Origin of the sequence: Escherichia sp. MOD1-EC5950 (assembly GCF_002965345.1) — a bacterium.
Classification (GTDB): Bacteria; Pseudomonadota; Gammaproteobacteria; order Enterobacterales; family Enterobacteriaceae; genus Escherichia; species Escherichia marmotae.
In genome coordinates, this window is record NZ_PTSR01000030.1 from 1 (window position 1) to 24764 (window position 24764).

Genomic DNA, 24764 nt, shown 5'->3' on the forward strand with positions numbered 1-24764 from the left:
ATCCGGCAACCAACGCCTGATGCGACGCTGTCGCGTCTTATCAGGCCTACAACCGCAGCCGAATGTAGGCCGGATAAGGTGCTTGCACCGCATCCGGCATAAAAACAGGTTGTCATTATCTATAAAGGGCGTAAGCCCCTCTGTTTATCGGGTTTAGCGCGCTATTGCCTGGCCACCGCTGAACTCCAGATTTTGAGGTGAAAACAATGAAAATGAATAAAAGTCTCATCGCCCTCTGTTTATCAGCAGGGGTGCTGGCGAGTGCGCCTGGAATCAGCCTGGCCAACGTCAACTACGTACCGCAAAACACCAGCGACGCGCCAGCCATTCCATCTGCCGCGCTGCAACAATTAACCTGGACACCGGTCGACCAATCTAAGACTCAGACGACCCAACTGGCGACCGGCGGCCAACAACTGAACATCCCTGGTATCAGTGGCCCGGTTGCCGCATACAGCGTTCCGGCCAATATTGGCGAGCTTACTCTGACGCTGACCAGTGAAGTGAACAAACAAACCAGCGTATTTGCGCCGAATGTGCTGATTCTTGATCAAAACATGACGCCATCGGCCTTCTTCCCCAGCAGTTATTTCACCTATCAGGAACCCGGCGTCATGAGTGCCGATCGCCTGGAAGGGGTTATGCGCCTGACGCCAGCACTGGGGCAGCAAAAACTTTATGTTCTGGTCTTTACCACTGAAAAAGATCTCCAGCAGACGACCCAACTGCTCGACCCGGCAAAAGCCTATGCCAAAGGCGTTGGTAACTCGGTGCCGGATATTCCAGATCCGGTTGCCCGTCATACCACTGATGGCTTGCTGAAGCTGAAAGTGAAGACCAACTCCAGCTCCAGCGTGTTGGTAGGGCCGCTGTTTGGTTCTTCCGCTCCTGCTCCGGTTACGGTAGGCAACACGGCAGCGCCAGCCGTAGCTGCGCCTGCTCCAGTGTCAGCGAAGAAAAGCGAACCTATGCTCAACGACACGGAAAGTTATTTTAATACCGCGATCAAAAACGCTGTCGCGAAAGGTGATGTTGATAAGGCGTTAAAACTGCTTGATGAAGCTGAACGTCTGGGATCGACATCTGCCCGTTCCACCTTTATCAGCAGTGTAAAAGGCAAGGGGTAATTACGCCCCACAGTGCTGATTTTGCAACAACTGGTGCGTCTTCTGATGCACCTTTTTTTCTCTCCCTTGGTGATTGTTGCGTTATTGTTGCGTATTAGATCACTTAATATGCTTTACATCTCCCGTTAACGCTTTTCTGCGATACAATGCCTTTACGTTATGTAACGGAGAGTTCGGCATGTCACACCCCGCGTTAACGCAACTGCGTGCGCTGCGCTATTTTGCAGAGATCCCTGCGCTGGAACCGCAACTGCTCGATTGGTTGTTGCTGGAAGATTCCATGACCAAACGTTTTGAACAGCAGGGAAAAACGGTGAGTGTGACGATGATCCGCGAAGGGTTTGTCGAGCAGAATGAAATCCCCGAAGAATTGCCGCTGCTGCCGAAAGAGTCTCGTTACTGGTTACGTGAAATTTTGTTATGTGCTGATGGTGAACCCTGGCTTGCCGGGCGTACCGTCGTTCCTGTGTCAACGTTAAGTGGCCCTGAGCTGGCGTTACAAAAATTGGGTAAAACGCCGTTAGGACGCTATCTGTTCACATCATCGACATTAACCCGGGACTTTATTGAGATAGGCCGTGATGCCGGACTGTGGGGACGACGTTCCCGCCTGCGATTAAGCGGTAAGCCGCTGCTGCTGACCGAACTGTTTTTACCGGCATCACCGTTGTACTAAGAGGAAAAAAATATGGAGTGGAGTCTGACGCAAAATAAGCTGCTGGCGTTTCACCGCTTAATGCGTACGGATAAGCCAATTGGCGCGTTACTGCTGCTCTGGCCAACTTTGTGGGCGCTATGGGTGGCGACACCAGGTGTTCCCCAGCTCTGGATCCTGGCGGTGTTTGTTGCTGGCGTCTGGCTAATGCGCGCCGCCGGTTGTGTAGTGAATGACTATGCTGACCGTAAGTTTGACGGTCATGTTAAGCGCACGGCAAACCGACCGCTTCCCAGTGGCGCGGTGACTGAGAAAGAGGCGCGCACACTGTTTGTGGTGCTGGTGCTAATTTCGTTCTTACTGGTGCTGACGCTGAATACGATGACCATTCTGTTGTCGATTGCTGCGCTGGTGCTGGCATGGGTTTACCCATTTATGAAACGTTATACCCATCTACCGCAAGTGGTGCTGGGCGCGGCGTTTGGCTGGTCGATTCCAATGGCTTTTGCCGCAGTGAGTGAGTCAGTACCGTTAAGCTGCTGGCTGATGTTCCTCGCCAATATTCTCTGGGCGGTGGTTTACGATACTCAGTACGCGATGGTTGACCGTGACGACGACGTAAAGATTGGCATTAAGTCCACGGCAATCTTGTTTGGTCAATACGATAAGTTGATTATCGGCATTTTGCAGGTCGGCGTACTGGTACTGATGGCGATTATTGGCGAGTTAAATGGCTTAGGCTGGGGATATTACTGGTCAATTCTGGTAGCGGGCGCGCTGTTTGTTTATCAACAAAAACTGATTGCCAACCGCGAGCGTGAAGCCTGCTTTAAAGCGTTTATGAATAATAACTATGTTGGCCTGGTACTATTTTTAGGGCTGGCAATGAGTTACTGGCATTTCTGATGATGTAAAAAAAGTCGGATGATTATGGACTGCACCTTAATCAGTTGGGTGTCCAACTTTTGGGGTGAAGTCCATTATCCGGCTTTTTTCTGTGAAAAGCTGCCTGATGCGCTGCGCTTATCAGCTCTACATAACACATCGCAATTTATTTAATTTGCAGGTCATGGTAGGCCAGATAAGGCGGTTTCGCCGCATCCGGCAACGCTCACCAATTACCCTTCGCCCTGCGTCGCACTCTCAATCGTCAAACGCACATCGGATGTAATCAACTCCGCCAGCAACTGGTACACCTTCATCGTCTCTGCCGGTTCGGCGTCGCCGCTGTCGCTGATATACCCTTCATCACGCAGCGTCAGCACCAGAGAACTGAACACCGCTTTGTCGAAGAACTCCGGTGCGTTGATGCCGTGTAGCACAGAGAGACGTTGTGCCACGGTGCGGCTCTCTTTTTCCAGCGTACCGCGGTTGATTGACGGGTTGGCGCTCAGCAGCCAGAAAGTGATGGCATAACGTTGCAGCGTTTCGCGCGCACCTGCGGCAAGCAACTGAAGCGTGCGGGAATGCGCCGGGTTGATATGCAATTCATCATCTTGCAGCGTAATCAGCCCCTGACGTTGCATCTCATTCGCCAGCGCATCAATCACACCCGGTAATTCGTCGCGATCCCAGCGCAAGAACAGCTCTGCTTTCAGCATTGGATACAGCACGTTAACGTGCTCCATCAATACGTCGCGGGAGATGTGGCGATGCTGCGTTACAATTGCCGCCATCAGTGAAGGCAGAACCAACATATGCGCAATATTGTTGCGATAGTAGGTCATCAGCACCGCTTGCTCACGCGGCAGAATGATGATGTCACCGATGGTGTCTTTCTCGACTTCAAACTTGTTCATCTGCAGCGCGTGATCGATAAGCTCACTGGCGCTGGCTGAAGGCACCGTTGAATCCGCGGAGTAAGGCACGTTGCGCATCAAATCGAGATAACAGTTGAGTTGCTCGGTTAACTGCTCGCGGGTGAGTGAGCGCTGACGTGACGCCAGAAGCGCAGTACAGCACAGGTTCATGGCGTTTGCCGCCCCTGCGTTGTTAATGCGTACCATCAGATCGGCGGCAATGTTATTCACCGTCGGCGTTAACCAGGCTGGACGCACCGCTTCGATGGGGTCGATTGATTCGCGCCAGTCCGGCACATGCTGGTTGAGATAGGTCATCAACGGCATTGGTTCACCGAAGTTGACATAGCCCTGTCCAAGATTACGCAGTTTGCTTAAGCCGCGCAGCATCTGTGGCAGGCTCTCTTTCTCTTTCGTCGCGCCGCGCAGTTCTTTGGCGTAAGTCCCCACTTCCATGACGTGCTCATAACCGATGTAGATCGGAATCAGCGTAATCGGGCGTGTACCGCCACGCAGCATCGCCTGAATGGTCATCGACAGGGTGCCGGTTTTTGGATCAAGCAGACGCCCCGTTCGCGAACGCCCACCCTCCACAAAGTACTCAACGGAATAACCACGGCTGAACAGTTCACCGAGATATTCGCGGAAAACTGTGGAGTAGAGTTTATTGCCTTTAAACGTACGGCGAATAAAGAACGCACCCAGACGGCGGAAAATCGGCCCGGCAGGCCAGAAGTTCAGGTTGATCCCAGCGGCGATATGCGGCGGCACCAGCCCCTGGTGATAAAGCACGTAAGAGAGCAGCAGGTAGTCCATGTGACTGCGATGGCAAGGCACATATACCAGCTCATGACCGTCGTGGGCCAACTGGCGAACGCGCTCGGCGTTATGGACGTTGATGCCCTGATAAAGCCGGTTCCAGGTGAAGCCCAGAATACGGTCAGTCAGGCGGATCATCTCGTAAGAGAAGTTCGCCGCAATCTCTTCCATCAGCGCAATAGCGTTTTGCTGCGCTTTTTCATGGGAGATTTTTTTGCTGCGGGCTTCATCTTCTACCGCTTTGGCAATGGCGCGGGAGGCAAGTAGCTTATTGAACAAGTCCTGACGGGCAGGCAGGCGTGGACCCACGGCAGCAAGGCGCTGGCGGGCAAAGTGCATACGTGCCACGCGCGCCAGTTTCTGGGCGATAATTTTATCCGTGCCGTGTTCATCAGCCATGCGACGCAGCGAAACTGACGGCGAGAAACGCACAAAACTGTCGCGACCAAGCCACAGTACGGCGAAAAATTTCTGCACGCCGTTGAGTATACGCAACGGTGGGTTTACTTCGCCTTTTTCGCGCCCCGGCGCACGACCAAACATCACCGATACCGGCACCATCTGCACATCCAGATTCGGGTTGCTGCGGTGCAGGTCGAGATAATCGTGGAACAGCTTAATGGATTCTTCTTTTGGCGTGTAATAGGTGAAAACACGCGGCCCGCCGTGAATAAACACATAGCGTGGCAGCAGCGTGCCGTCGATCTCCAGCGGCTCTAATGGGTCGGGCAGATCATGTGCCAGACACTGGGCGCGCAACGTCAGCAAATCCGCTTTTGAGTTGTACGGTAAAACGTACATAATTGGACGAGAGGTATCGAGTCCCAGTTCCGGGGCAGGATCTGCCGGAATAGACTTGCTTTTTACCAGGATGCTTAATGGTAAATTCAGTAATTTGTAGTAAATTCGTGGCCAGCCGGACATAAACGATGTAAAGCCTCTGGTTAATAATGCAAATGCGCGGCAAGGATAGCAGAAAGTCATGGGAAATTCTGTGGTATCCGCTCATGTTTCGCGCGGCGTTATGCAAACCCGAGTCATCGGATTTAACGGTACACTGATATTGACGCTCATAATGTAAAAAGGTTCTTTCAATGGCCAATAATACCACTGGATTCACTCGAATTATCAAAGCTGCTGGCTATTCCTGGAAAGGGTTACGCGCAGCATGGATCAACGAAGCGGCATTCCGTCAGGAAGGCGTTGCGGTATTGTTGGCGGTGATCATCGCCTGCTGGCTGGATGTGGACGCGATAACCCGCGTACTGCTTATTAGCTCCGTCATGTTGGTCATGATCGTAGAAATTCTCAATAGCGCCATCGAGGCCGTAGTTGACCGTATTGGCTCCGAATACCATGAGCTTTCCGGGCGAGCGAAAGATATGGGGTCCGCGGCGGTGTTGATCGCGATTATCGTCGCAGTGATTACCTGGTGCATCCTGTTATGGTCGCATTTTGGATAACCCTTCCAGAATTCGATAAATCTCTGGTTTATTGTGCAGTTTATGGTTCCAAAATCACCTTTTGCTGTATATACTCACAGCATAACTGTATATACACCCAGGGGGCGGAATGAAAGCGTTAACGGCCAGGCAGCAAGAGGTGTTTGATCTCATTCGTGATCACATCAGCCAGACAGGTATGCCGCCGACGCGTGCGGAAATCGCGCAGCGTTTGGGGTTCCGTTCCCCAAATGCGGCTGAAGAACATCTGAAGGCGCTGGCACGCAAAGGCGTTATTGAAATTGTTTCCGGCGCATCGCGCGGGATCCGTCTGTTGCATGAAGAGGAAGAAGGGCTGCCGCTGGTAGGCCGTGTGGCTGCTGGTGAACCGCTTCTGGCGCAACAGCATATTGAAGGTCATTATCAGGTCGATCCTTCCCTGTTCAAACCGAATGCCGATTTCCTGCTGCGCGTCAGCGGGATGTCGATGAAAGATATCGGCATTATGGATGGCGATCTGCTGGCAGTGCATAAAACCCAGGATGTACGTAATGGTCAGGTCGTTGTCGCGCGTATTGATGACGAAGTTACCGTTAAACGTCTGAAAAAGCAGGGTAATAAAGTCGAACTGCTGCCAGAAAACAGTGAGTTTAAACCGATTGTCGTTGACCTTCGTCAGCAGAGCTTCACTATTGAAGGGCTGGCAGTTGGGGTTATTCGCAACGGTGACTGGCTGTAATATATCTCTGATACCGCGATGCCGCCTGGCGTCGCGGTTTGTTTTTCATCTCTCTTCATCAGGCTTGTCGGCATGGCATTCCTCACTTCATCTGATAAAGCGCTCTGGCATCTCGCCTTACCCATGATCTTCTCCAATATTACCGTTCCCTTGCTGGGGTTGGTTGATACGGCGGTTATTGGTCATCTTGATAGTCCGGTTTATCTGGGCGGCGTGGCGGTTGGTGCAACGGCGACCAGCTTTCTCTTTATGCTGTTGCTGTTTTTGCGTATGAGTACTACCGGGCTTACTGCACAGGCTTTTGGTGCTCAAAATCCTCAGGCATTAGCGCGGGCGCTGGTGCAGCCGTTGCTGTTGGCGTTGGGGGCTGGGGCGTTGATTGCTCTACTGCGTACGCCGATTATCGATCTGGCGCTGCATATTGTTGGCGGTAGCGAAGCAGTGCTGGAACAGGCGCGGCGCTTTCTTGAAATCCGTTGGCTAAGCGCCCCGGCGTCGCTGGCGAATCTGGTGCTGCTTGGCTGGTTGCTCGGTGTGCAATATGCCCGTGCGCCAGTGATTTTGTTAGTGGTTGGCAATATCCTCAACATTGTGCTGGATATCTGGCTGGTGATGGGACTGCATATGAACGTGCAGGGCGCAGCGCTGGCGACGGTTGTTGCAGAATATGCGACGTTGCTGATTGGTCTGCTCATGGTACGTAAAATCCTCAAACTGCGCGGTATCTCCGGCGAAATGCTGAAAACAGCCTGGCGAGGAAATTTCCGTCGCTTACTGGCGCTTAACCGCGACATCATGCTTCGCTCATTGCTGTTGCAACTCTGCTTTGGCGCAATAACGGTTATTGGCGCGCGGCTGGGGAGCGATATTATCGCTGTTAACGCGGTTCTGATGACGTTACTCACCTTCACCGCCTATGCGTTGGATGGCTTTGCCTACGCCGTTGAAGCGCATTCTGGTCAGGCGTATGGCGCGCGTGACGGTAGTCAATTGCTGGATATCTGGCGCGCAGCGTGCCGCCAGTCAGGTGTCGTGGCACTGTTGTTTTCTGTAGTTTATCTGCTGGCAGGGGAACACATTATCGCGTTGCTGACCTCGTTAACCCAAATTCAGAATCTGGCCGATCGTTACCTTATCTGGCAGGTCATTTTGCCGCTGGTGGGAGTCTGGTGTTATCTGCTGGATGGCATGTTTATTGGCGCAACGCGCGCCGCCGAAATGCGAAACAGCATGGCAGTGGCAGCGGCAGGTTTTGCACTTACGTTACTCACATTGCCGTGGTTGGGTAATCATGGGTTGTGGTTGGCATTAACCGTCTTTCTGGCTCTGCGCGGGCTTTCTCTGGCGGCTATCTGGCGGCGTCATTGGCGCAATGGAACCTGGTTTGCTGAAACGTGATGGTTAAAAATTCTGAATAAATAATCCTGAGCCAAATTCCTGACTACACTTAATCCCACGTTCAGAAGAAAAGCGAGCGTACTCTCATTCACCACCTAACGATGAGGACTTGAATATGAATAAAGACGAAGTCGGCGGTAACTGGAAACAGTTCAAAGGTAAAGTGAAAGAGCAATGGGGAAAACTGACCGATGATGATATGACGGTCATTGAAGGTAAACGTGACCAGTTAGTGGGTAAAATCCAGGAACGTTACGGTTACCAGAAAGATCAGGCAGAGAAAGAGGTTGATAGCTGGGAAAAACGCCATGATTACCGCTGGTAATTAATCCCTCCTGCCCGATGTGTACAAGGACGTACGCCCTCTTAACGTGGTTTCTTTTTCACCTGTACAGAGTGGTCATGCTGGCACTGATCATGATGGCGACACGCTTCTACTTCCACGCACGCTGCACATAATCCGTGCGCTTCAATCACATTATGCCGCAGGGCAAAACCCATTTTTGCCGCCAGTGTATGCATGATGTCTTCTACACCTTCCGCACACTCTTCTTTCACTGCGCCGCAGCGATCGCAAATAAACATTGCGGAGGTATGAGTTGGCTGATCGAACAGATGGCAGAGCACATAGCTGTTGGTGGATTCCACCTTATGTACAAAACCCTGTTCAAGCAGAAAATCTAGTGCGCGATAAACCGTTGGCGGCTTGGCTTGCGGCTCGGCTTCACGCAGCAAATCAAGCAGATCGTAGGCGCTGATTGCCCCTTCCTGCAGACTCATCAAACGCAACACTTCCAGGCGCTGCGGGGTCAGGCGCACATTTCGCTGCGCACAGAGTTTCTCAGCCTGCGCTAATAACTCCTGCGTTGTGGTCTTTTCCATTGGGCACCTCAAAGTGGGGTTAAGAATGTCCTTACTTTACCATAGTTCTCACTTAAACGCCGAGAACAGGGGACATAGCTGTCACATTGCCTGATCGCATATTCGTTATGCTATAGTAGCGCCCCAAATTCACCGGATGCTTAAAAAATCGCCATGTCAGCAGAATCACAAACCGCTTATCCCGCACACCGTTTCTCGATTGCTCCTATGCTCGACTGGACGGACAGACACTGCCGCTATTTCCTGCGTCTGCTTTCCCGCAATACGTTGCTCTATACCGAAATGGTGACCACCGGGGCGATTATTCACGGTAAAGGTGATTACCTGGCGTACAGTGAAGAAGAGCATCCGGTGGCGTTGCAGTTGGGTGGAAGCGATCCGGCGGCGCTGGCGCAATGTGCGAAGCTGGCACAAGCGCGCGGATACGATGAGATCAACCTGAATGTTGGCTGCCCATCTGACCGGGTGCAGAACGGGATGTTTGGCGCGTGCCTGATGGGCAATGCGCAATTGGTAGCCGACTGCGTGAAAGCGATGCGCGATGTGGTGTCGATTCCGGTGACGGTGAAAACGCGTATTGGCATTGATGATCAGGACAGTTATGAATTTCTCTGTGATTTCATCAACACCGTTTCCGGCAAAGGCGAATGCGAGATGTTTATCATCCACGCGCGTAAAGCCTGGCTTTCTGGTTTAAGTCCGAAAGAAAACCGTGAAATCCCGCCGCTCGATTACCCGCGCGTCTATCAACTGAAGCGTGATTTCCCGCATCTGACGATGTCGATTAACGGTGGTATTAAGTCGCTGGAAGAGGCTAAAGCGCATTTGCAACATATGGATGGTGTGATGGTCGGGCGCGAGGCGTATCAAAACCCCGGCATTCTGGCGGCGGTGGATCGTGAGATTTTTGGTTCCTCGGATACCGATGCCGATCCGGTGGCGGTGGTACGAGCCATGTATCCGTACATTGAACGCGAGCTTAGCCAGGGTACGTATCTCGGTCATATCACCCGCCATATGTTGGGGTTGTTCCAGGGGATCCCTGGCGCGCGGCAGTGGCGGCGTTATTTAAGTGAAAATGCCCATAAAGCAGGTGCCGATATTAACGTGCTGGAACACGCGCTCAAACTGGTGGCGGACAAGCGTTAATTTTTCACCATAAAGTAGTCAAATTCACTACGCCCTGCGCACGGTCGCGGGGCGTTTTCTTTGATAAATCAATATATTAGTTTTTGGCATGATTCTTGTAATGGCAGCAAGAGATTTCATTTTTGGGAGAACATCATGCTGGAACTACTTTTCGTTATTGGCTTTTTTGTCATGTTGATGGTCACTGGTGTTTCGTTGCTGGGTATTATCGCCGCGCTGGTTGTGGCGACGGCCATTATGTTCCTCGGCGGTATGCTGGCATTGATGATCAAGTTGTTGCCGTGGCTGCTGTTGGCGATTGCAGTAGTGTGGGTAATCAAGACGATTAAAGCACCAAAAGTGCCGAAATATCAGCGCTATGACCGCTGGCGTTACTAAGGGATTGTGCGGATGATCACAACCTAAGGTTTTATCCTTAGAACAAAATAGGAATTGATAATCAAATCTGTCACTATTGCGCGTCAAACAAATTCATCGAGCTGTACCCTACATACAGCCGAACTATAAAAGAAAGGGCTTCCCAGGTGGAAGCCCAATTTCTTTATGGGATCAGTAGACTGGAACCCTGCGTTGCCCGGCTTTCCAGAATCTCATGCGCGCGCCGCGCATCCTTCAGCGGATATTTTTGTTGCTCCGCGACATCGACCTTAATCACGCCGCTGGCAATTAATGAAAACAGTTCATTACTGGCTTCGGTTAACTCATCCCGCGTGGTGATATAGCCTTGCAAGGAAGGGCGCGTCACATACAGCGAGCCTTTCTGATTGAGAATGCCTAAGTTCACACCGGTAACCGCGCCTGATGAGTTGCCAAAACTGACCATTAAACCGCGACGTTGCAGACAATCCAGCGACCGTTCCCAGGTATCTTTGCCTACGGAATCGTATACCACGCGCACTTTCTTGCCGTCGGTGATCTCTTTTAATCGCTCGACCAGATTTTCGTCGCGATAGTTAATCACCTGCCATGCCCCGGCTTTTATGGCACTTTGTGCTTTTTGCGCGGTGCTCACGGTGCCAATAAGTTTCGCCCCTAAGGCTTTCGCCCACTGACAGGCTATCAGGCCCACACCACCCGCCGCGGCATGAAACAGGAATTGCTCGTCAGGTTTGATTTCATAGGTTTTACGCAGCAGATAATAAACCGTTAAGCCTTTCAGGAACGAGGCGGCAGCTTGCTCAAAAGAGATCGCTGCTGGCAGAATCGCTGCTTTATCAGCATTGACGTTATGCACAGAACTGTAAGCCCCTAATGCCGCCTGCGCATAGACCACGCGATCGCCTGCTTTAATATGTTTCACACTACTGCCGACTTTACTTACTATGCCAGCCGCTTCGGTGCCTAATCCACTGGGCAGTGATGGCGGCGGATAAAGGCCGCTGCGGATATACGTGTCGATAAAATTGATGCCAATCGCTTTATTTTCGACCTGGATTTCATTCTCTGCTGGATCGGCAGGAGTAAACTCCACGGCTTGCAGTACTTCCGGGCCACCATGCTTGTGAAATTCGATGCGCGTTGCCATTTAAACTCCTTTACTGAGCGACATATCTGTTTTAAGCCTAACAGTAGTCGCCAGGCCACGCGGGGATTTTTTCCGGTCTGCGGTCACAACCCGGAATATCTCTGGTCAGTATGAAACAGCGTCGCCAAAATCCAGTTTTGCCACTGGTGCTCAAAGTTGGTTAGCGTTAATACGCCTCGCTCACGGCACGGGCGAGTCCAGGTTTGGTAACTATTAGCATCCAGACAAACACAAATCATAAATTGCCGGGCATCCTGATTTTCAGGTCGAAAACGCCAGGTCAGGAGTGGCCCACCGGGTGTTTGCGGTGCGATACCGGCTTCACCATCATAGATCGCTCTGGCACCACGACTTCCTCCACCGTTTTCGATATAGCATTGTAAAGAGCGCAGTACCGCCAGCGCCAGTTGCGCACTTTGCCGCCACTGGAAAGATTGGGCGAGGCTGTTTTCATCGCTTTGAATACCTTCCCGGCGAATATCTTCACAGAGTGTTGCTATGGTTTGCGCGGCAGCGTTGATCCCCTGTGTATGACACAAAATTGCGGCATGGTGGCTCATGGTATTTTGTATCGCTTCTCGCACGTCGTCGCGCAGCAGTCCTTGATTCAGGTACTGTTGCGCCTCGTTAATCGTACTGAGAATTTGTTGCCTCTCGAGAGGGAGGTTTTGGCTTTTCTGATGAGCAATATGCAATGCACAGCGGCGGGCGAAAACTTGCCCGGCATTGAGCGCTGATCCACCAGGGCGCGTGACACCATGTGTTCCGGCATTTTCTCCGACAGCATAACAACCAATTAGCGAGGTACGCCCCCAAATATCAACATCAATTCCGCCATTAAGATGTTGATTGTTTAACGTAAATTTTAGTGGTGAGGCAGTCAGGTCATGACCATGCATCTGATACAAACGAAGAGCCAGTGGATTCATCTGTGTTAATCGCGCCAGTGGTTGCGCCAACAGAGCGTGATTTTCTTGCAGATAGCCGATGACATCATCATCCAGTTCCTGCAGGTTGAATGGCGTTCCGTCCGCTGCGGGGGCCGGCTCCTGCAGAAAATCGAGGAAAACATCGCGCCCTTTTTGTGTCTCCTCATATACCGCGACATCTAGCAGGCTGGAGCCATAGTCCAGCATTCGTTCCGCGTGAAACGGCCATTGGTAACCTTTGCGAAATATAGCGGAGGCCAGCATACGAGTCGTGGGGTAATAAGCTGCCAGAAAATTATACTGACGTCCGGAGTGGTCCTGCGAGTAGATGCGCGGCATTGCTTGCATGTAAGTACCGGAAAGATTCCACGGAAACTGGCTGCGCGGTGTACCGATACCAAACTGACTTTCCGTAAGATTCACCAGGGTTATACCTGCTTCCAGTGCCATGCCCAACGCACTAAAGCAGTTCACCGGATAGACACTGTCACGATAAAGTTCACCAGGCCCGCCCGTGGCTAAAACCAGATGTTGGCAGCGAATCACTACCATTCGCCAGGGATTATCCCGACAGGCTTTATCGATTGCGATCACCCCTGCGACTCGTCTATTTTCTCCTTCATCACTGGTCAGGATACGAATCGCTGTTGTGTGATCGCAAAGAGGGATATTAAGGCGCATTGCCTCCTGAGCCAGCACCTTAACCATCAGGCGCGATGTGCGTGGGCCGCAACTGGTTGCGCGGCCAAACTCATCGTGATCGGTTTGATAACGCAACGTTGCGCCAAAGAGATCTTCTGGCAGATCCAGACCCAGATATTTCAGTACTTCACAGGTGTTCACTGATCCGACGGCCTCAACATATGCAGTGTCATAATCCATCGAACCACCCGCCGCCAGAGAGTCACTTAATGCCAGAAAATGGTCACCATTTGCACGAGTATTGGCGGTGTGAAGCGTTTGTTTATCAGAACCAGAACAGGCGGAAGTGCCCCAGAAGGCTTTGCTGGAGGCTACCATCACATCGACATTCTGTCGCTTGAGCTCAACTGCGGCACGCCACCCGGCGGCACCGCTTCCCAAAACCAGAGTGTTGCAAAGGTACTCTGGCAATAGTGAACCGTTGAGGTCGATATACCCGCTGGTCTGAGCCAGCGGTGCGTAATGGGGCATTTTCACGTCTATCAGGGAATCGATAATGGATTCAGAGACATTATGCGTCATGGTATGACCCCGTAGTTTGATTGCGTCGGGAGACGGTGATCACGCTTGCATCGGCCAGATCATCAAGATCACGATCGCGTGTTTCTGGCGCAAAAAAGGTCGCAATGATCGTGCCAACGGTCAACAGACTGAGGTAAATCGCAATTGGCATCCAGGCGGCAATACCGCTTGGATCGTTGGTGTGAATTACCCAGGAGATGATGGCTGAGCCAACCAGCGGGGCGATCCCACCCGCGATAACTGCAGAAACTTCCCTTGCCAGTGCTACGCCAATATAACGATGGCGGGCACCAAACAATTCCGGCAGGAAAGCGCCCTGAGCGCCGAACATCCCCCATGCCCCAACACCCAACGCCAGAGAAAGAGAGACAATCGTGACCGGAACATTGCCGTGGCTGAAAGACCACCATACCGGAAAGGTGATCAATAGCTGAAAAATTGCCAGGCTGCGATAGACAATAACCCTGCCGAAGCGGTCTGTCAGCCAACCAGCAACGGGCACCATAATTGCGCCTACCACCACCGCGGACATTAGACACAGTGTGCCGACCGATTTATCCAGCCCAACCACACCAACGATATAGCTAATAGCTAAAGCCTGATAAATCGAAGAGCCGCCGTTTTCTGCCAGGCGCAAACCAATCCCCACGAAGACGTTGCGGCGTGACGTTTTCAGCAAATTGCGTAAAGGTGATTCTGTAACTTGTTGGCGAGCTTCAAGTTTGGCGAATGACGGTGACTCTTTAAGATGCAGACGAATATAAATGGCCACCGCGATAATCACCACGCTGGAGAGGAAGGGCAGACGCCACCACCAGGTTTCGGCAAGATTTGTCACATTGTGGAGCAGGATGAAGTAAACGGCAGATGCCATAAACGTACCAATCTGAATACCAAGGAACGGCAGCGCAGCGTAATAACCCCGTTTGCCGTTGGGGGCATATTCGGTCATCAGTACAGCCGCTCCAGCCTGTTCCGCACCCGCGCCAAGCCCTTGTAACAGGCGTAATGCGATAAGCATGATCGGTGCCCAGATCCCTGCTGTTTCGTAGGTGGGTAAAACCCCAATCAACGTGCTGGCGATCCCCATTAACAACACCGTTGCGAGCAGGACAAATTTACGTCCCAGACGATCACCTAATGAGCCGAAGAGAATGCCGCCTACCGGTCTGACGGCAAACCCGAGAAAGTAAGTACCAAAACTGGCGATAAGCGCCATTCCCGGTTCCTGATTAGGAAAAAAGAGTGGCCCAAAAATAATGGCGGAGGCCAGGCTGTAAAGTGCGAAATCGTAGTATTCCAGTGCGCTGCCGAGAGAGCAGGTCCACGCCGCGCGACGCAGATCTGCTGATGAAACATTCGTTTTTTCAGCTAGTTGTGTAGGTTGCATGATGTATCTCCTTTCAGACGGATAAAAGAGATCCGCCCAAAATCAATGGGATTCTGCGTTGTTGTTAAAATCCAAAATGAAACGTTAAGTTATCGGGCGCTAAAGTTCGGTTGACGCTTCTCGGCAAATGCCTGACTGCCTTCACGAGCATCTTGAGTAGTGGAGGAAAAAGCGCCAGCCAGTGCTTCAAGCGTTGAGGCCACGGCAATACCTTCACCGGCATCAATAACCTGTTTGGCTAGCTGCACAGCAATGGGAGCGCGCTGGGCGATACGTTGTGCCAGTTGCTGCCCGGCATCGTGTAACGCTTCTCTGGCGACAACACGATTTACCAGTCCGCAGGACAGTGCACGTTGCGCATCCAGTGGTTCGCCCGTAAATATCAATTCTTTCACCAGTGAGCGCCCAATCAGTGCCGTCAGCCGCTGAGTACCTGACCAGCCAGGCACGGTCGCCAGCCCGGTTTCTGGTAGCGCCATCCGTGCTTCGTCGCTACAAATACGGATATCGGCGGTAGCAGCCAGTTCCAGGCCACCGCCATAGGCGAGGCCGTGCATCAGAGCAATTACGGGCTGTGGCAGTTGTGCCAGTGCGTCAAATGCCTGATGACCGCGACGGATCCAGTTGCGCCACATATCGAGCGCAGAAAGAGAGGACCAGCGATGAATATCCGCGCCGACACAAAATGCTTTTTCACTGGCACTGGTCAGTAGTACCACGCGGATCTCCGAATCAGTTTCCAGCGTATGGCAATGTGTCAGTAGCTGTTCAAGCATCTCCGGAGTTAATGCGTTGAGTTTCGCCGGGCGGTTAATCACCAGTGTGGCAACGAAATCGTTGCGCAGGAGGTCAATGGTGCCGTTACTCATGGTCACTTCCTTGTTGAAAATAGAGGGGATTCATTAACTTGAGATCGTCTGCCAGACGGAGTGGGGCATCGCTTTGGGAGAGAATGTCGCGTTCAGGCTCAATACCCGGGGCAATTTCCGTGACCAGTAACCCGTCTGGTGTTAATTCCAACACGCAGCGTTCAGTGATGTATTGCACTTGTTGACCTCGCGCCATCGCGCGTTTGCCAGAGAACGTCACGTGGGCGACTTCTTGCACCAGTTTTTTGGCTTTGCCTTCTTTAATGATACGTAGTTGGCCATCTTCCAGTTGTAGCTGTGCACCTGCATTGAAAAAGCCAGAGAAAATAATCCGCTTCGCATGTGAAGTGATATCAATAAAACCACCGCATCCGGCAGTCACATGTGGACGAGCGGGCAGATGCGAGACGTTTACTGAGCCATCTGCGCCGATTTGTAAAAATGACATCAGAGTGAGATCAAAGCCACCGCCCTGGAAATAGGTGAATTGCTGGGGAGAGGGCAAAAATGCTTCCGCATTAGAAGCGCAGCCGAACTGAAATTCCAGCAGTGGAACTCCGCCAATCGCCCCTTGTTCCAGCAGCCAGGTGACGTCACCGTGGCGACCTTGTTCCAGCAAAATACGCGGCACGTTGGCAGAAATACCAAAGCCAATATTTACCGCATCGCCACGTTGTAGTTCTTGCGCGACTCGCTGGGCAATAACCCGCGCCGGGCTATGTTCCATATAACTAAAGTCTGACAGCGGACGACTGATTTCGCCGGAAATAGCAGGTTCGTATTGCGTTTGCGTGGTTTGTGTTTGTTCCGGTGCAATTACGATGTAATCCACCAATACACCAGGAATACGCACCTCTTTTGGTTTCAGGCTTCCGGCAGCAACCTGCCGTTTTACTTGCGCAATTACGATTCCACCGTTATTGCGAACGGCGGTGGCTTGTTCCAGTGGCCCAAGATAAGCCCCTTCATGTTCATAAGTCAGATTGCCGCGTTCATCGGCAGTAGTAGCGCGAATGATAGCCACCTGGGGCACGATACTGGGGAAAAACAGCCAGTCGTCGTTAGCAAATCGAACACGTTCAACCAGAGATTGTTGCGCCGCTTTTTCATTCATTGCACCGCCCTGCAACAGGGGATCTACATAAGTATCCATACCTGTTTGTGTCAGCACGCCAGGGCGATGAGCCGCGGCTTCCCGGTGCATATCAAATAAGATCCCGGAAGGCAGATTCCAGGCGGGGATCGCGTTGTCATTGATCATTTGCCAGATTAACGGAGGCGTCATTGATGATGGCCCGGAGGGGTAGGAGCCCGCGATCACTTTTGCCAGTAAGCCCGGTTGCGCCAGATGATCGACACCTTTTACGCCATACATATCACCTGCAGCGATAGGGTGGATGGTAGTGATGTTTTGCGGATGTCCGGCACGTTGAAAGCGTTCACCTATTGCCGCCAGCACGACATCCGGGCAACCCATTCCACTGGAGGAGGAGACGGTGACAACTGCGCCATCAGCAATCAAATCTGCAGCTTCCGATGCAGTGATCGTGCGTACAGAGCACATAATAATTTCCTTATTTCGATATAAAAATAATTAAAAATATGCATGTATAACAATGTAATAGTGATTATAAATTAATTGGAACGATCTAATTTATGCGTAATTTGTACGATTGGTGTGCAAAAAAAACAATAAGCGAAGTGTGAATCTGTGATCGAAACGACGATCTCCTGCGATCCCGGGGGTAACGGATCGCATGAGCAAAAGGAGATTATGATAAAGTAAATGCCTTGATCTTATGGGGGATTGGAGTAGTCATGGCGAAGTCGGATACAGGAAGAAAGCGGGTAACATTAACCGATGTTGCACGTGCGGCTGGCGTTTCGAAATCGACCGTGTCGCTGGTACTCAACGACAGTCCGTTGATCAAAAAAGAGACTCAACAAAAAGTCCAACAAGCCATTGAGCAATTAGGCTATGTCTATAACCGTTTTGCCGCCAATTTACGTTCGCAAAAATCACTGACTATCGGCGTGGTGATTGATGATTTGACCAACCCTTTCTTCGCTGAATTTACAATGGGCCTTGAGATGACGCTGGCGGAGCACGGTTTTATCACCGTAATGTCCAATACCTCCCAGCGTAGCGATCGGCAAAAACAGGTACTTGATACCTTGCTGGAACACCACGTCGCGGGCATTGTCCTCTGTCCAGTAAACAGCACCTCAGAAGCCGATTTACAGCGTTATGCCAACAGTTCCACACCCTTATTAATCACGATGCGCCCTCTTGACTGGCAACAATTGCCCGTCGATTACGTTGGCGTGGACAGCCACGCAGGTGTCCGGGAAGCTACGGAATATCTCATTCAACAAGGACACCGGGACATCGTGTTTATTGGGGGGCTTACGCACCATATGCGTTATCAGGGATATCTGGAGGCGATGAACCATCATGGTTTACAACCGTGGAGTACTGATGCTTTTTCGCTGCGTGCTGAACCGACTCAGGCCAACGGCTACCAGTTGATGCAACAACTGTTAGATATGCCTTCGCCACCGACAGCAGTAATTTGTTATAACGATCTCATGGCTTTTGGCGCGGAATCGGCGTTAGGCGAAAGAGGGGTGCTTGCCGGAAAAGATATTTCGCTGATTGGTAATGACGGCGTGGCGGCTTGCGCTTACAGTAACCCGCCGTTAACCACCATTGCGGTAGAACCACTGGCGCTGGGGAAACAAGCGGCGCAGCAAATTCTACGGCGTATCGCGCAACCTGATGCGCCGCTCAGCCATTACGTTTATCGCCCAACCCTGCAAATTCGCGCTTCCACCGGAAAGCAGGGGCGTTAAATGCTGTAGCGAGAAACCGTTTCTCGCTATACTCTCTTGTCCCCCGTTCAACATCAGGTAACACCATTCGTTATGGCAGGCAATAAACCCTTCAACAAACAACAAACTGAACCCCGCGAACGCGATCCACAAGTTGCCGGGCTGAAAGTGCCTCCGCACTCGATCGAAGCGGAGCAGTCGGTGTTGGGCGGTTTAATGCTGGATAACGAACGCTGGGATGATGTGGCCGAGCGTGTGGTGGCAGACGATTTCTACACCCGTCCGCACCGTCATATCTTTACTGAAATGGCGCGTTTGCAGGAAAGCGGTAGCCCCATCGACCTGATCACCCTGGCAGAATCGCTGGAGCGCCAGGGGCAACTCGACAGCGTTGGTGGTTTTGCCTATCTGGCGGAACTGTCAAAAAATACGCCAAGTGCGGCAAACATCAGTGCATATGCCGACATCGTGCGCGAACGTGCCGTTGTCCGTGAGATGATCTCGGTTGCTAATGAGATTGCCGAAGCCGGTTTTGATCCGCAAGGACGCACCAGTGAAGACCTGCTCGACCTTGCTGAGTCTCGCGTCTTTAAAATTGCCGAAAGTCGTGCCAATAAAGACGAAGGACCGAAGAACATCGCTGATGTGCTCGACGCCACGGTGGCACGTATTGAGCAACTTTTCCAGCAGCCGCACGATGGTGTAACCGGTGTTAATACCGGCTACGACGATCTCAACAAAAAAACCGCGGGTTTGCAGCCGTCGGATTTGATCATCGTCGCGGCACGTCCGTCGATGGGTAAAACGACATTTGCGATGAACCTCGTTGAAAATGCGGCGATGTTGCAGGATAAACCGGTATTGATCTTCTCGCTGGAGATGCCATCAGAACAGATTATGATGCGTTCTCTGGCGTCACTGTCACGTGTTGACCAGACCAAAATCCGTACCGGGCAGCTTGATGATGAAGACTGGGCGCGCATTTCCGGCACGATGGGCATTTTGCTCGAAAAACGTAATATTTATATCGATGATTCCTCCGGCCTGACGCCAACGGAAGTGCGTTCCCGCGCGCGCCGTATTGCCCGTGAGCACGGCGGCATCGGGCTTATCATGATCGACTACCTGCAATTGATGCGCGTACCGGCGCTTTCCGATAACCGTACGCTGGAAATTGCAGAAATCTCCCGCTCGCTAAAAGCGCTGGCAAAAGAGCTGAACGTGCCGGTGGTGGCACTCTCGCAGTTGAACCGCTCTCTGGAACAACGTGCCGACAAACGCCCGGTCAACTCTGACCTGCGTGAATCCGGCTCCATCGAGCAGGATGCGGACTTGATCATGTTTATCTATCGTGATGAGGTTTATCACGAAAACAGTGATTTAAAAGGCATCGCGGAAATTATTATCGGTAAACAACGTAACGGCCCAATCGGGACGGTACGGCTGACCTTTAACGGTCAATGGTCGCGCTTTGATAATTACGCAGGGCCGCAATACGACGACGAGTAATAATTATTTTATAAATCAGGTAATTAAAGCAAACACTTATCAAGGAACACAAATGCAAGCGGCAACTGTTGTGATTAACCGCCGCGCTCTGCGACACAACCTGCAACGTCTGCGTGAACTGGCACCTGCCAGTAAACTGGTTGCGGTGGTGAAAGCGAACGCCTACGGTCACGGTCTGATTGAGACCGCGCGAACGCTCCCCGATGCTGACGCTTTTGGCGTCGCCCGTCTCGAAGAAGCTCTGCGGCTTAGAGCGGGGGGCATCACGCAACCTATTTTGTTACTGGAAGGTTTTTTTGAAGCAGACGATTTGTCGACGATCTCCGCTGAACATCTGCATACCGCCGTGCATAACGAAGAACAGCTTGCTGCTCTGGAAGAGGCTAATCTGGAGGAGCCAGTTACCGTCTGGATGAAACTCGACACCGGTATGCACCGACTGGGCGTGTTACCGGAACAAGCTGAGGCGTTTTATCAACGACTTACGCAATGCAAAAACGTCCGTCAGCCGGTGAATATTGTCAGCCACTTTGCTCGCGCTGATGAGCCAAAATGCGGCGCGACTGAGAAACAACTCGATATCTTCAATACCTTTTGCGAAGGCAGGCCCGGCAAGCGTTCAATCGCCGCATCGGGTGGAATCTTGTTATGGCCACAGTCGCATTTTGACTGGGTGCGCCCCGGCATCATTCTTTACGGTGTATCGCCGCTGGAAGATGGCTCCACCGGTGCTGATTTCGGTTGCCAGCCAGTGATGTCTCTGACCTCCAGTCTGATCGCTGTGCGTGGGCATAAAGCCGGGGAGCCTGTAGGTTATGGCGGAACATGGATCAGCGAACGTGATACCCGTCTTGGCGTTGTGGCGATGGGTTATGGCGATGGCTACCCTCGCGCAGCTCCGTCCGGTACGCCAGTGCTGGTCAATGGCCGCGAAGTGCCAATCGTCGGGCGAGTTGCGATGGATATGATCTGCGTAGACTTAGGCCCAGAGGCGCAGGATAAAGCGGGTGATCCGGTGATTCTGTGGGGTGAAGGTCTGCCGGTTGAGCGAATCGCTGCAATGACAAAAGTAAGTGCTTACGAACTTATCACGCGCCTGACGTCAAGGGTGGCGATGAAATACGTCGATTAATCGTTCAGCAATATTTGATTGTCTGTGCCGGGTGTGGTGTGAAAGCCTTATCCGGCCAGCAACGCGATGTAAATTCAATAAATTGATACACTCTTGTCGTTTTGCCACTGGAGGTTGTGCGTTTTTCATCAGCCGCGCTACGTTATTAATTGCCGCTCATTGCTAAACATCCTCTCGATCTTCCCCATCTTCCGGTTTATTGTGTTTTAACCACCTGCCTGTAAACCTGGAGAACCATCGCGTGTTTCAAAAAGTTGACGCCTACGCTGGCGACCCGATTCTTTCGCTTATGGAGCGTTTTAAAGAAGATCCTCGCGGCGACAAAGTGAATTTAAGTATCGGCCTGTACTACAACGAAGACGGGATTATCCCGCAACTAAAAGCCGTCGCAGAAGCGGAAGCGCGCCTGAATGCGCAGCCTCACGGCGCTTCGCTTTATTTGCCGATGGAAGGGCTTAACAGCTATCGCCATGCTCTTGCGCCGCTGTTGTTCGGTGCGGACCATCCGGTGTTGCAACAACAGCGTGTGGCGACCATTCAAACCCTCGGCGGCTCGGGGGCATTAAAAGTGGGCGCTGACTTCCTGAAACGCTATTTCCCTGAATCAGGCGTCTGGGTCAGCGATCCTACCTGGGAAAACCACGTAGCAATATTCGCCGGTGCTGGATTCGAAGTGAGCACTTACCCCTGGTATGACGAAGCGACCAACGGTGTGCGTTTTAGCGACTTGCTGGCGACGCTGAAAACACTGCCCGCCCGCAGTATTGTGCTGTTGCATCCGTGTTGCCATAACCCAACAGGCGCCGATCTCACCAATGACCAGTGGGATGCGGTGATTGAAATCCTCAAGACACGTGAGCTTATCCCATTCCTTGATATCGCCTATCAAGGATTTGGTGCTGGTATGGACGAGGATGCCTACGCCATTCGCGCCATTGCCAGTGCCGGATTGCCCGCTCTGGTGAGCAATTCATTCTCGAAAATTTTCTCGCTGTACGGCGAACGTGTCGGCGGTCTTTCGGTAGTGTGTGAAGATGCCGAAGCCGCAGGCCGCGTGCTGGGGCAATTGAAAGCCACTGTGCGCCGTATTTACTCCAGTCCGCCGAATTTTGGTGCGCAGGTGGTGGCAACGGTGCTGAATGATGAGGCGTTGAAAGCCAACTGGCTGGCAGAAGTAGAAGAAATGCGTACCCGTATTCTGGCAATGCGTCAGCAACTGGTGCAGGTGCTGAGTACTGAGATGCCGGGGCGTAATTTCGATTATCTGCTTAAGCAACGCGGTATGTTCAGCTATACCGGTTTAAGCGCCGCCCAGGTTGACCGACTGCGTGAAGAGTTTGGTGTTTACCTGATCGCCAGCGGGCGTATGTGCGTGGCGGGGCTTAACTCTGCAAACGTGCAGCGTGTGGCAAAGGCATTTGCTGCGGTGATGTAAGGTTCGCCAGCAGGCGGTTGAATAGCCGCCTGCTCTATTATTCTATGGAAATACATTAAGTTATTAAATATTAACAAACATGGGCTGGTCTCATGTGATCCTGCTCCCTTTCTTCACAAAAGCCGCAGATAATCCTTCCTTTCTCACACTGCTGGCGTTATGGTCAGATGGTTTTTTCAACAAATATCACAATAAAAAGTTTCAACTTACTGACTATTTAGGGAAAAATATGCGCAAGATCACACAGGCATTGAGTGCCGTTTGCTTATTGTTCGCTCTAAACAGTTCCGCTGTTGCACTGGCCTCTTCACCTTCACCGCTTAATCCCGGCACTAACGTTGCCAGACTTGCTGAACAGGCACCTGTCCATTGGGTATCGGTCGCACAAATTGAAAATAGCCTCGCAGGGCGTCCACCAATGGCGGTTGGGTTCGATATTGATGACACGGTTCTGTTTTCCAGCCCCGGATTCTGGCGCGGCAAGAAAATATTCTCGCCAGAAAGCGAAGATTATCTGAAAAACCCGGCCTTCTGGGAAAAGATGAACAACGGTTGGGATGAATTCAGCATTCCAAAAGAGGTTGCACGTCAGCTAATTGATATACATGTCCGCCGCGGCGACGCTATCTTCTTTGTGACTGGCCGTAGCCCAACGAAAACAGAAACGGTTTCAAAAACATTAGCTGATGACTTTCATATCCCGGCAACCAGTATGAACCCGGTCATTTTTGCGGGCGATAAACCAGGACAAAACACAAAAACGCAGTGGTTGCAGGATAAAAATATCCGAATGTTTTATGGTGATTCTGATAACGATATCACTGCCGCGCGTGATGTTGGCATTCGTGGTATCCGTATTCTGCGAGCCTCCAACTCTACCTACAAACCCTTGCCACAAGCGGGTGCTTTTGGCGAAGAGGTGATCGTCAATTCAGAATACTGACAGAGCGGGAGAGTATGACACTCTCCCGAATGCTGTTTTTTTAATCAAACCTTTATCCTTTCGCTGTCTTGCTGCAAACTGATTAAGAGAGTTTTATCAAGGAGCAGCACATGTGGTATCAAAAAACGCTCACGCTTAGCGCCAAATCTCGTGGATTCCATCTGGTAACGGATGAAATTCTGAATCAACTGGCTGATATGCCGCGTGTTAATGTTGGTTTACTGCACCTGTTGCTGCAACACACCTCCGCCTCTCTGACACTTAATGAGAATTGCGACCCCACTGTACGCCATGACATGGAGCGTTTTTTCCTCCGTGCGGTTCCCGATAACGGTAGCTATGAGCATGACTATGAAGGAGCAGACGATATGCCTTCTCATATCAAATCCTCAATGCTGGGGGTATCGCTCGTATTGCCAGTGCATAAAGGGCGTATTCAGACCGGCACCTGGCAGGGGATCTGGCTGGGGGAACATCGCATCCACGGCGGATCGCGTCGCATCATCGCGACACTACAAGGGGAGTAAAAAATGACTATTTCGGAGTTGCTACAATATTGCATGGCAAAACCAGGCGCAGAACAGAGTGTGCATAGTGACTGGAAAGCAACGCAAATCAAAGTTGAAGATGTGCTGTTTGCGATGGTGAAAGAGGTGGAAAATCGCCCAGCGGTTTCGCTGAAAACCAGCCCGGAATTGGCGGATCTTCTGCGTCAGCAGCACAGTGATGTTCGCCCCAGCCGACATCTGAACAAAGCGCACTGGAGCACTGTTTATCTCGATGGCTCGCTGCCGGATTCGCAAATCTATTATCTGGTCGATGCGTCGTATCAGCAGGCGGTGAATTTGCTGCCGGAAGAAAAACGTAAATTGCTGGTGCAACTCTGAAAGGAAAAGACCGTTCAGCAAGCGGCCTGAGAATGATGACAAACACAAAATTGCCTGATGCGCTACGCTTATCAGGCCT

23 protein-coding genes are annotated in these 24764 nt (G+C 51.7%); 16 read left to right on the plus strand and 7 right to left on the minus strand.

The window, feature by feature from the left end; translation table 11 throughout:
* The first annotated feature begins 206 nt into the window (after nt 1–206).
* The 3 genes from malM (at nt 207) to ubiA (ending at nt 2688) form a co-directional block, all read left to right on the plus strand.
* On the plus strand, nt 207–1127 hold the full coding sequence (gene malM, locus BEA93_RS20490; protein WP_001517567.1) for a maltose operon protein MalM: 921 nt from the start codon (nt 207–209) through the stop codon (nt 1125–1127).
* A 178-nt stretch (nt 1128–1305) separates the two neighbouring features.
* Nucleotides 1306–1803 carry a chorismate lyase gene (ubiC, locus tag BEA93_RS20500; RefSeq protein WP_000019214.1) on the plus strand — a complete coding sequence of 166 codons (498 nt, stop codon included), beginning with the start codon at nt 1306–1308 and terminating at the stop codon, nt 1801–1803.
* Between the two features lie 12 nt (nt 1804–1815).
* Nucleotides 1816–2688 carry a 4-hydroxybenzoate octaprenyltransferase gene (gene ubiA, locus BEA93_RS20505; protein WP_105225013.1) on the plus strand — a complete coding sequence of 291 codons (873 nt, stop codon included), beginning with the start codon at nt 1816–1818 and terminating at the stop codon, nt 2686–2688.
* Nucleotides 2689–2900: 212 nt separating this feature from the next.
* Here the strand turns inward: ubiA and plsB are convergent, their stop codons facing one another.
* Nucleotides 2901–5324, minus strand: coding sequence for a glycerol-3-phosphate 1-O-acyltransferase PlsB (gene plsB / locus BEA93_RS20510; protein WP_001517568.1), 2424 nt, complete (start codon nt 5322–5324; stop codon nt 2901–2903).
* Between the two features lie 170 nt (nt 5325–5494).
* Between plsB and dgkA the strand changes: the two genes are divergently transcribed.
* The 4 genes from dgkA (at nt 5495) to BEA93_RS20530 (ending at nt 8304) form a co-directional block, all read left to right on the plus strand.
* Nucleotides 5495–5863, plus strand: a complete 369-nt coding sequence (dgkA, locus tag BEA93_RS20515) for a diacylglycerol kinase (RefSeq protein ID WP_000002905.1) — start codon at nt 5495–5497, stop codon at nt 5861–5863.
* Between the two features lie 109 nt (nt 5864–5972).
* Nucleotides 5973–6581 (plus strand): transcriptional repressor LexA, encoded by a 609-nt coding sequence (gene lexA / locus BEA93_RS20520; RefSeq protein WP_000646076.1) that lies wholly within the window; start codon nt 5973–5975, stop codon nt 6579–6581.
* Between the two features lie 72 nt (nt 6582–6653).
* The gene (gene dinF / locus BEA93_RS20525; RefSeq protein ID WP_001517569.1) at nt 6654–7979 is read left to right on the plus strand and encodes an MATE family efflux transporter DinF; all 1326 of its coding nucleotides are present in this window, start codon (nt 6654–6656) and stop codon (nt 7977–7979) included.
* Between the two features lie 115 nt (nt 7980–8094).
* The gene (locus BEA93_RS20530) at nt 8095–8304 is read left to right on the plus strand and encodes a CsbD family protein (RefSeq protein ID WP_001030602.1); all 210 of its coding nucleotides are present in this window, start codon (nt 8095–8097) and stop codon (nt 8302–8304) included.
* 41 nt (nt 8305–8345) lie between these two features.
* Here the strand turns inward: BEA93_RS20530 and zur are convergent, their stop codons facing one another.
* Nucleotides 8346–8861, minus strand: coding sequence for a zinc uptake transcriptional repressor Zur (gene zur, locus BEA93_RS20535; protein ID WP_000416265.1), 516 nt, complete (start codon nt 8859–8861; stop codon nt 8346–8348).
* A 153-nt stretch (nt 8862–9014) separates the two neighbouring features.
* On the opposite strand from zur, the gene dusA reads away from it, so the two are divergent.
* Both dusA and pspG read left to right on the plus strand, forming a co-directional pair.
* On the plus strand, nt 9015–10010 hold the full coding sequence (gene dusA, locus BEA93_RS20540; RefSeq protein ID WP_001272039.1) for a tRNA dihydrouridine(20/20a) synthase DusA: 996 nt from the start codon (nt 9015–9017) through the stop codon (nt 10008–10010).
* 135 nt (nt 10011–10145) lie between these two features.
* The gene (gene pspG / locus BEA93_RS20545; RefSeq protein WP_000891405.1) at nt 10146–10388 is read left to right on the plus strand and encodes an envelope stress response protein PspG; all 243 of its coding nucleotides are present in this window, start codon (nt 10146–10148) and stop codon (nt 10386–10388) included.
* A gap of 163 nt (nt 10389–10551) precedes the next feature.
* Here the strand turns inward: pspG and BEA93_RS20550 are convergent, their stop codons facing one another.
* From BEA93_RS20550 to BEA93_RS20570, 5 genes are all read right to left on the minus strand, one after another.
* Nucleotides 10552–11535, minus strand: coding sequence for a quinone oxidoreductase (locus BEA93_RS20550; RefSeq protein ID WP_000235536.1), 984 nt, complete (start codon nt 11533–11535; stop codon nt 10552–10554).
* 83 nt (nt 11536–11618) lie between these two features.
* Nucleotides 11619–13688: an FAD-dependent oxidoreductase gene (locus BEA93_RS20555; protein WP_105225012.1), complete on the minus strand. Its 2070-nt coding sequence runs from the start codon at nt 13686–13688 to the stop codon at nt 11619–11621.
* Nucleotides 13678–15078, minus strand: coding sequence for an MFS transporter (locus tag BEA93_RS20560; protein WP_016249467.1), 1401 nt, complete (start codon nt 15076–15078; stop codon nt 13678–13680). The genes BEA93_RS20555 and BEA93_RS20560 overlap by 11 nt, the downstream gene beginning before the upstream one ends.
* 89 nt (nt 15079–15167) lie before the next feature.
* The gene (locus BEA93_RS20565; RefSeq protein WP_000064839.1) at nt 15168–15947 is read right to left on the minus strand and encodes an enoyl-CoA hydratase/isomerase family protein; all 780 of its coding nucleotides are present in this window, start codon (nt 15945–15947) and stop codon (nt 15168–15170) included.
* A complete protein-coding gene (locus BEA93_RS20570) occupies nt 15940–17511 on the minus strand; it encodes an acyl CoA:acetate/3-ketoacid CoA transferase (protein ID WP_000337274.1) in 1572 nt (523 codons plus the stop codon). The genes BEA93_RS20565 and BEA93_RS20570 overlap by 8 nt, the downstream gene beginning before the upstream one ends.
* A 254-nt stretch (nt 17512–17765) precedes the next feature.
* On the opposite strand from BEA93_RS20570, the gene BEA93_RS20575 reads away from it, so the two are divergent.
* The 7 genes from BEA93_RS20575 (at nt 17766) to BEA93_RS20605 (ending at nt 24685) form a co-directional block, all read left to right on the plus strand.
* On the plus strand, nt 17766–18800 hold the full coding sequence (locus BEA93_RS20575; protein WP_001129779.1) for a LacI family DNA-binding transcriptional regulator: 1035 nt from the start codon (nt 17766–17768) through the stop codon (nt 18798–18800).
* Between the two features lie 72 nt (nt 18801–18872).
* Nucleotides 18873–20288, plus strand: a complete 1416-nt coding sequence (gene dnaB, locus BEA93_RS20580; RefSeq protein WP_001517572.1) for a replicative DNA helicase — start codon at nt 18873–18875, stop codon at nt 20286–20288.
* A gap of 52 nt (nt 20289–20340) precedes the next feature.
* On the plus strand, nt 20341–21420 hold the full coding sequence (gene alr / locus BEA93_RS20585; RefSeq protein WP_001147291.1) for an alanine racemase: 1080 nt from the start codon (nt 20341–20343) through the stop codon (nt 21418–21420).
* Between the two features lie 241 nt (nt 21421–21661).
* Nucleotides 21662–22855 (plus strand): aromatic amino acid transaminase, encoded by a 1194-nt coding sequence (gene tyrB / locus BEA93_RS20590; protein ID WP_016262775.1) that lies wholly within the window; start codon nt 21662–21664, stop codon nt 22853–22855.
* 229 nt (nt 22856–23084) lie between these two features.
* Nucleotides 23085–23798, plus strand: a complete 714-nt coding sequence (gene aphA, locus BEA93_RS20595; RefSeq protein WP_010377498.1) for an acid phosphatase AphA — start codon at nt 23085–23087, stop codon at nt 23796–23798.
* 110 nt (nt 23799–23908) lie between these two features.
* The gene (locus tag BEA93_RS20600) at nt 23909–24325 is read left to right on the plus strand and encodes a secondary thiamine-phosphate synthase enzyme YjbQ (RefSeq protein ID WP_000270380.1); all 417 of its coding nucleotides are present in this window, start codon (nt 23909–23911) and stop codon (nt 24323–24325) included.
* A 3-nt stretch (nt 24326–24328) separates the two neighbouring features.
* Entirely contained in the window at nt 24329–24685 is a 357-nt protein-coding gene (locus BEA93_RS20605; RefSeq protein WP_000155671.1) for an MmcQ/YjbR family DNA-binding protein, read from the plus strand.
* Nucleotides 24686–24764: the final 79 nt, after the last annotated feature.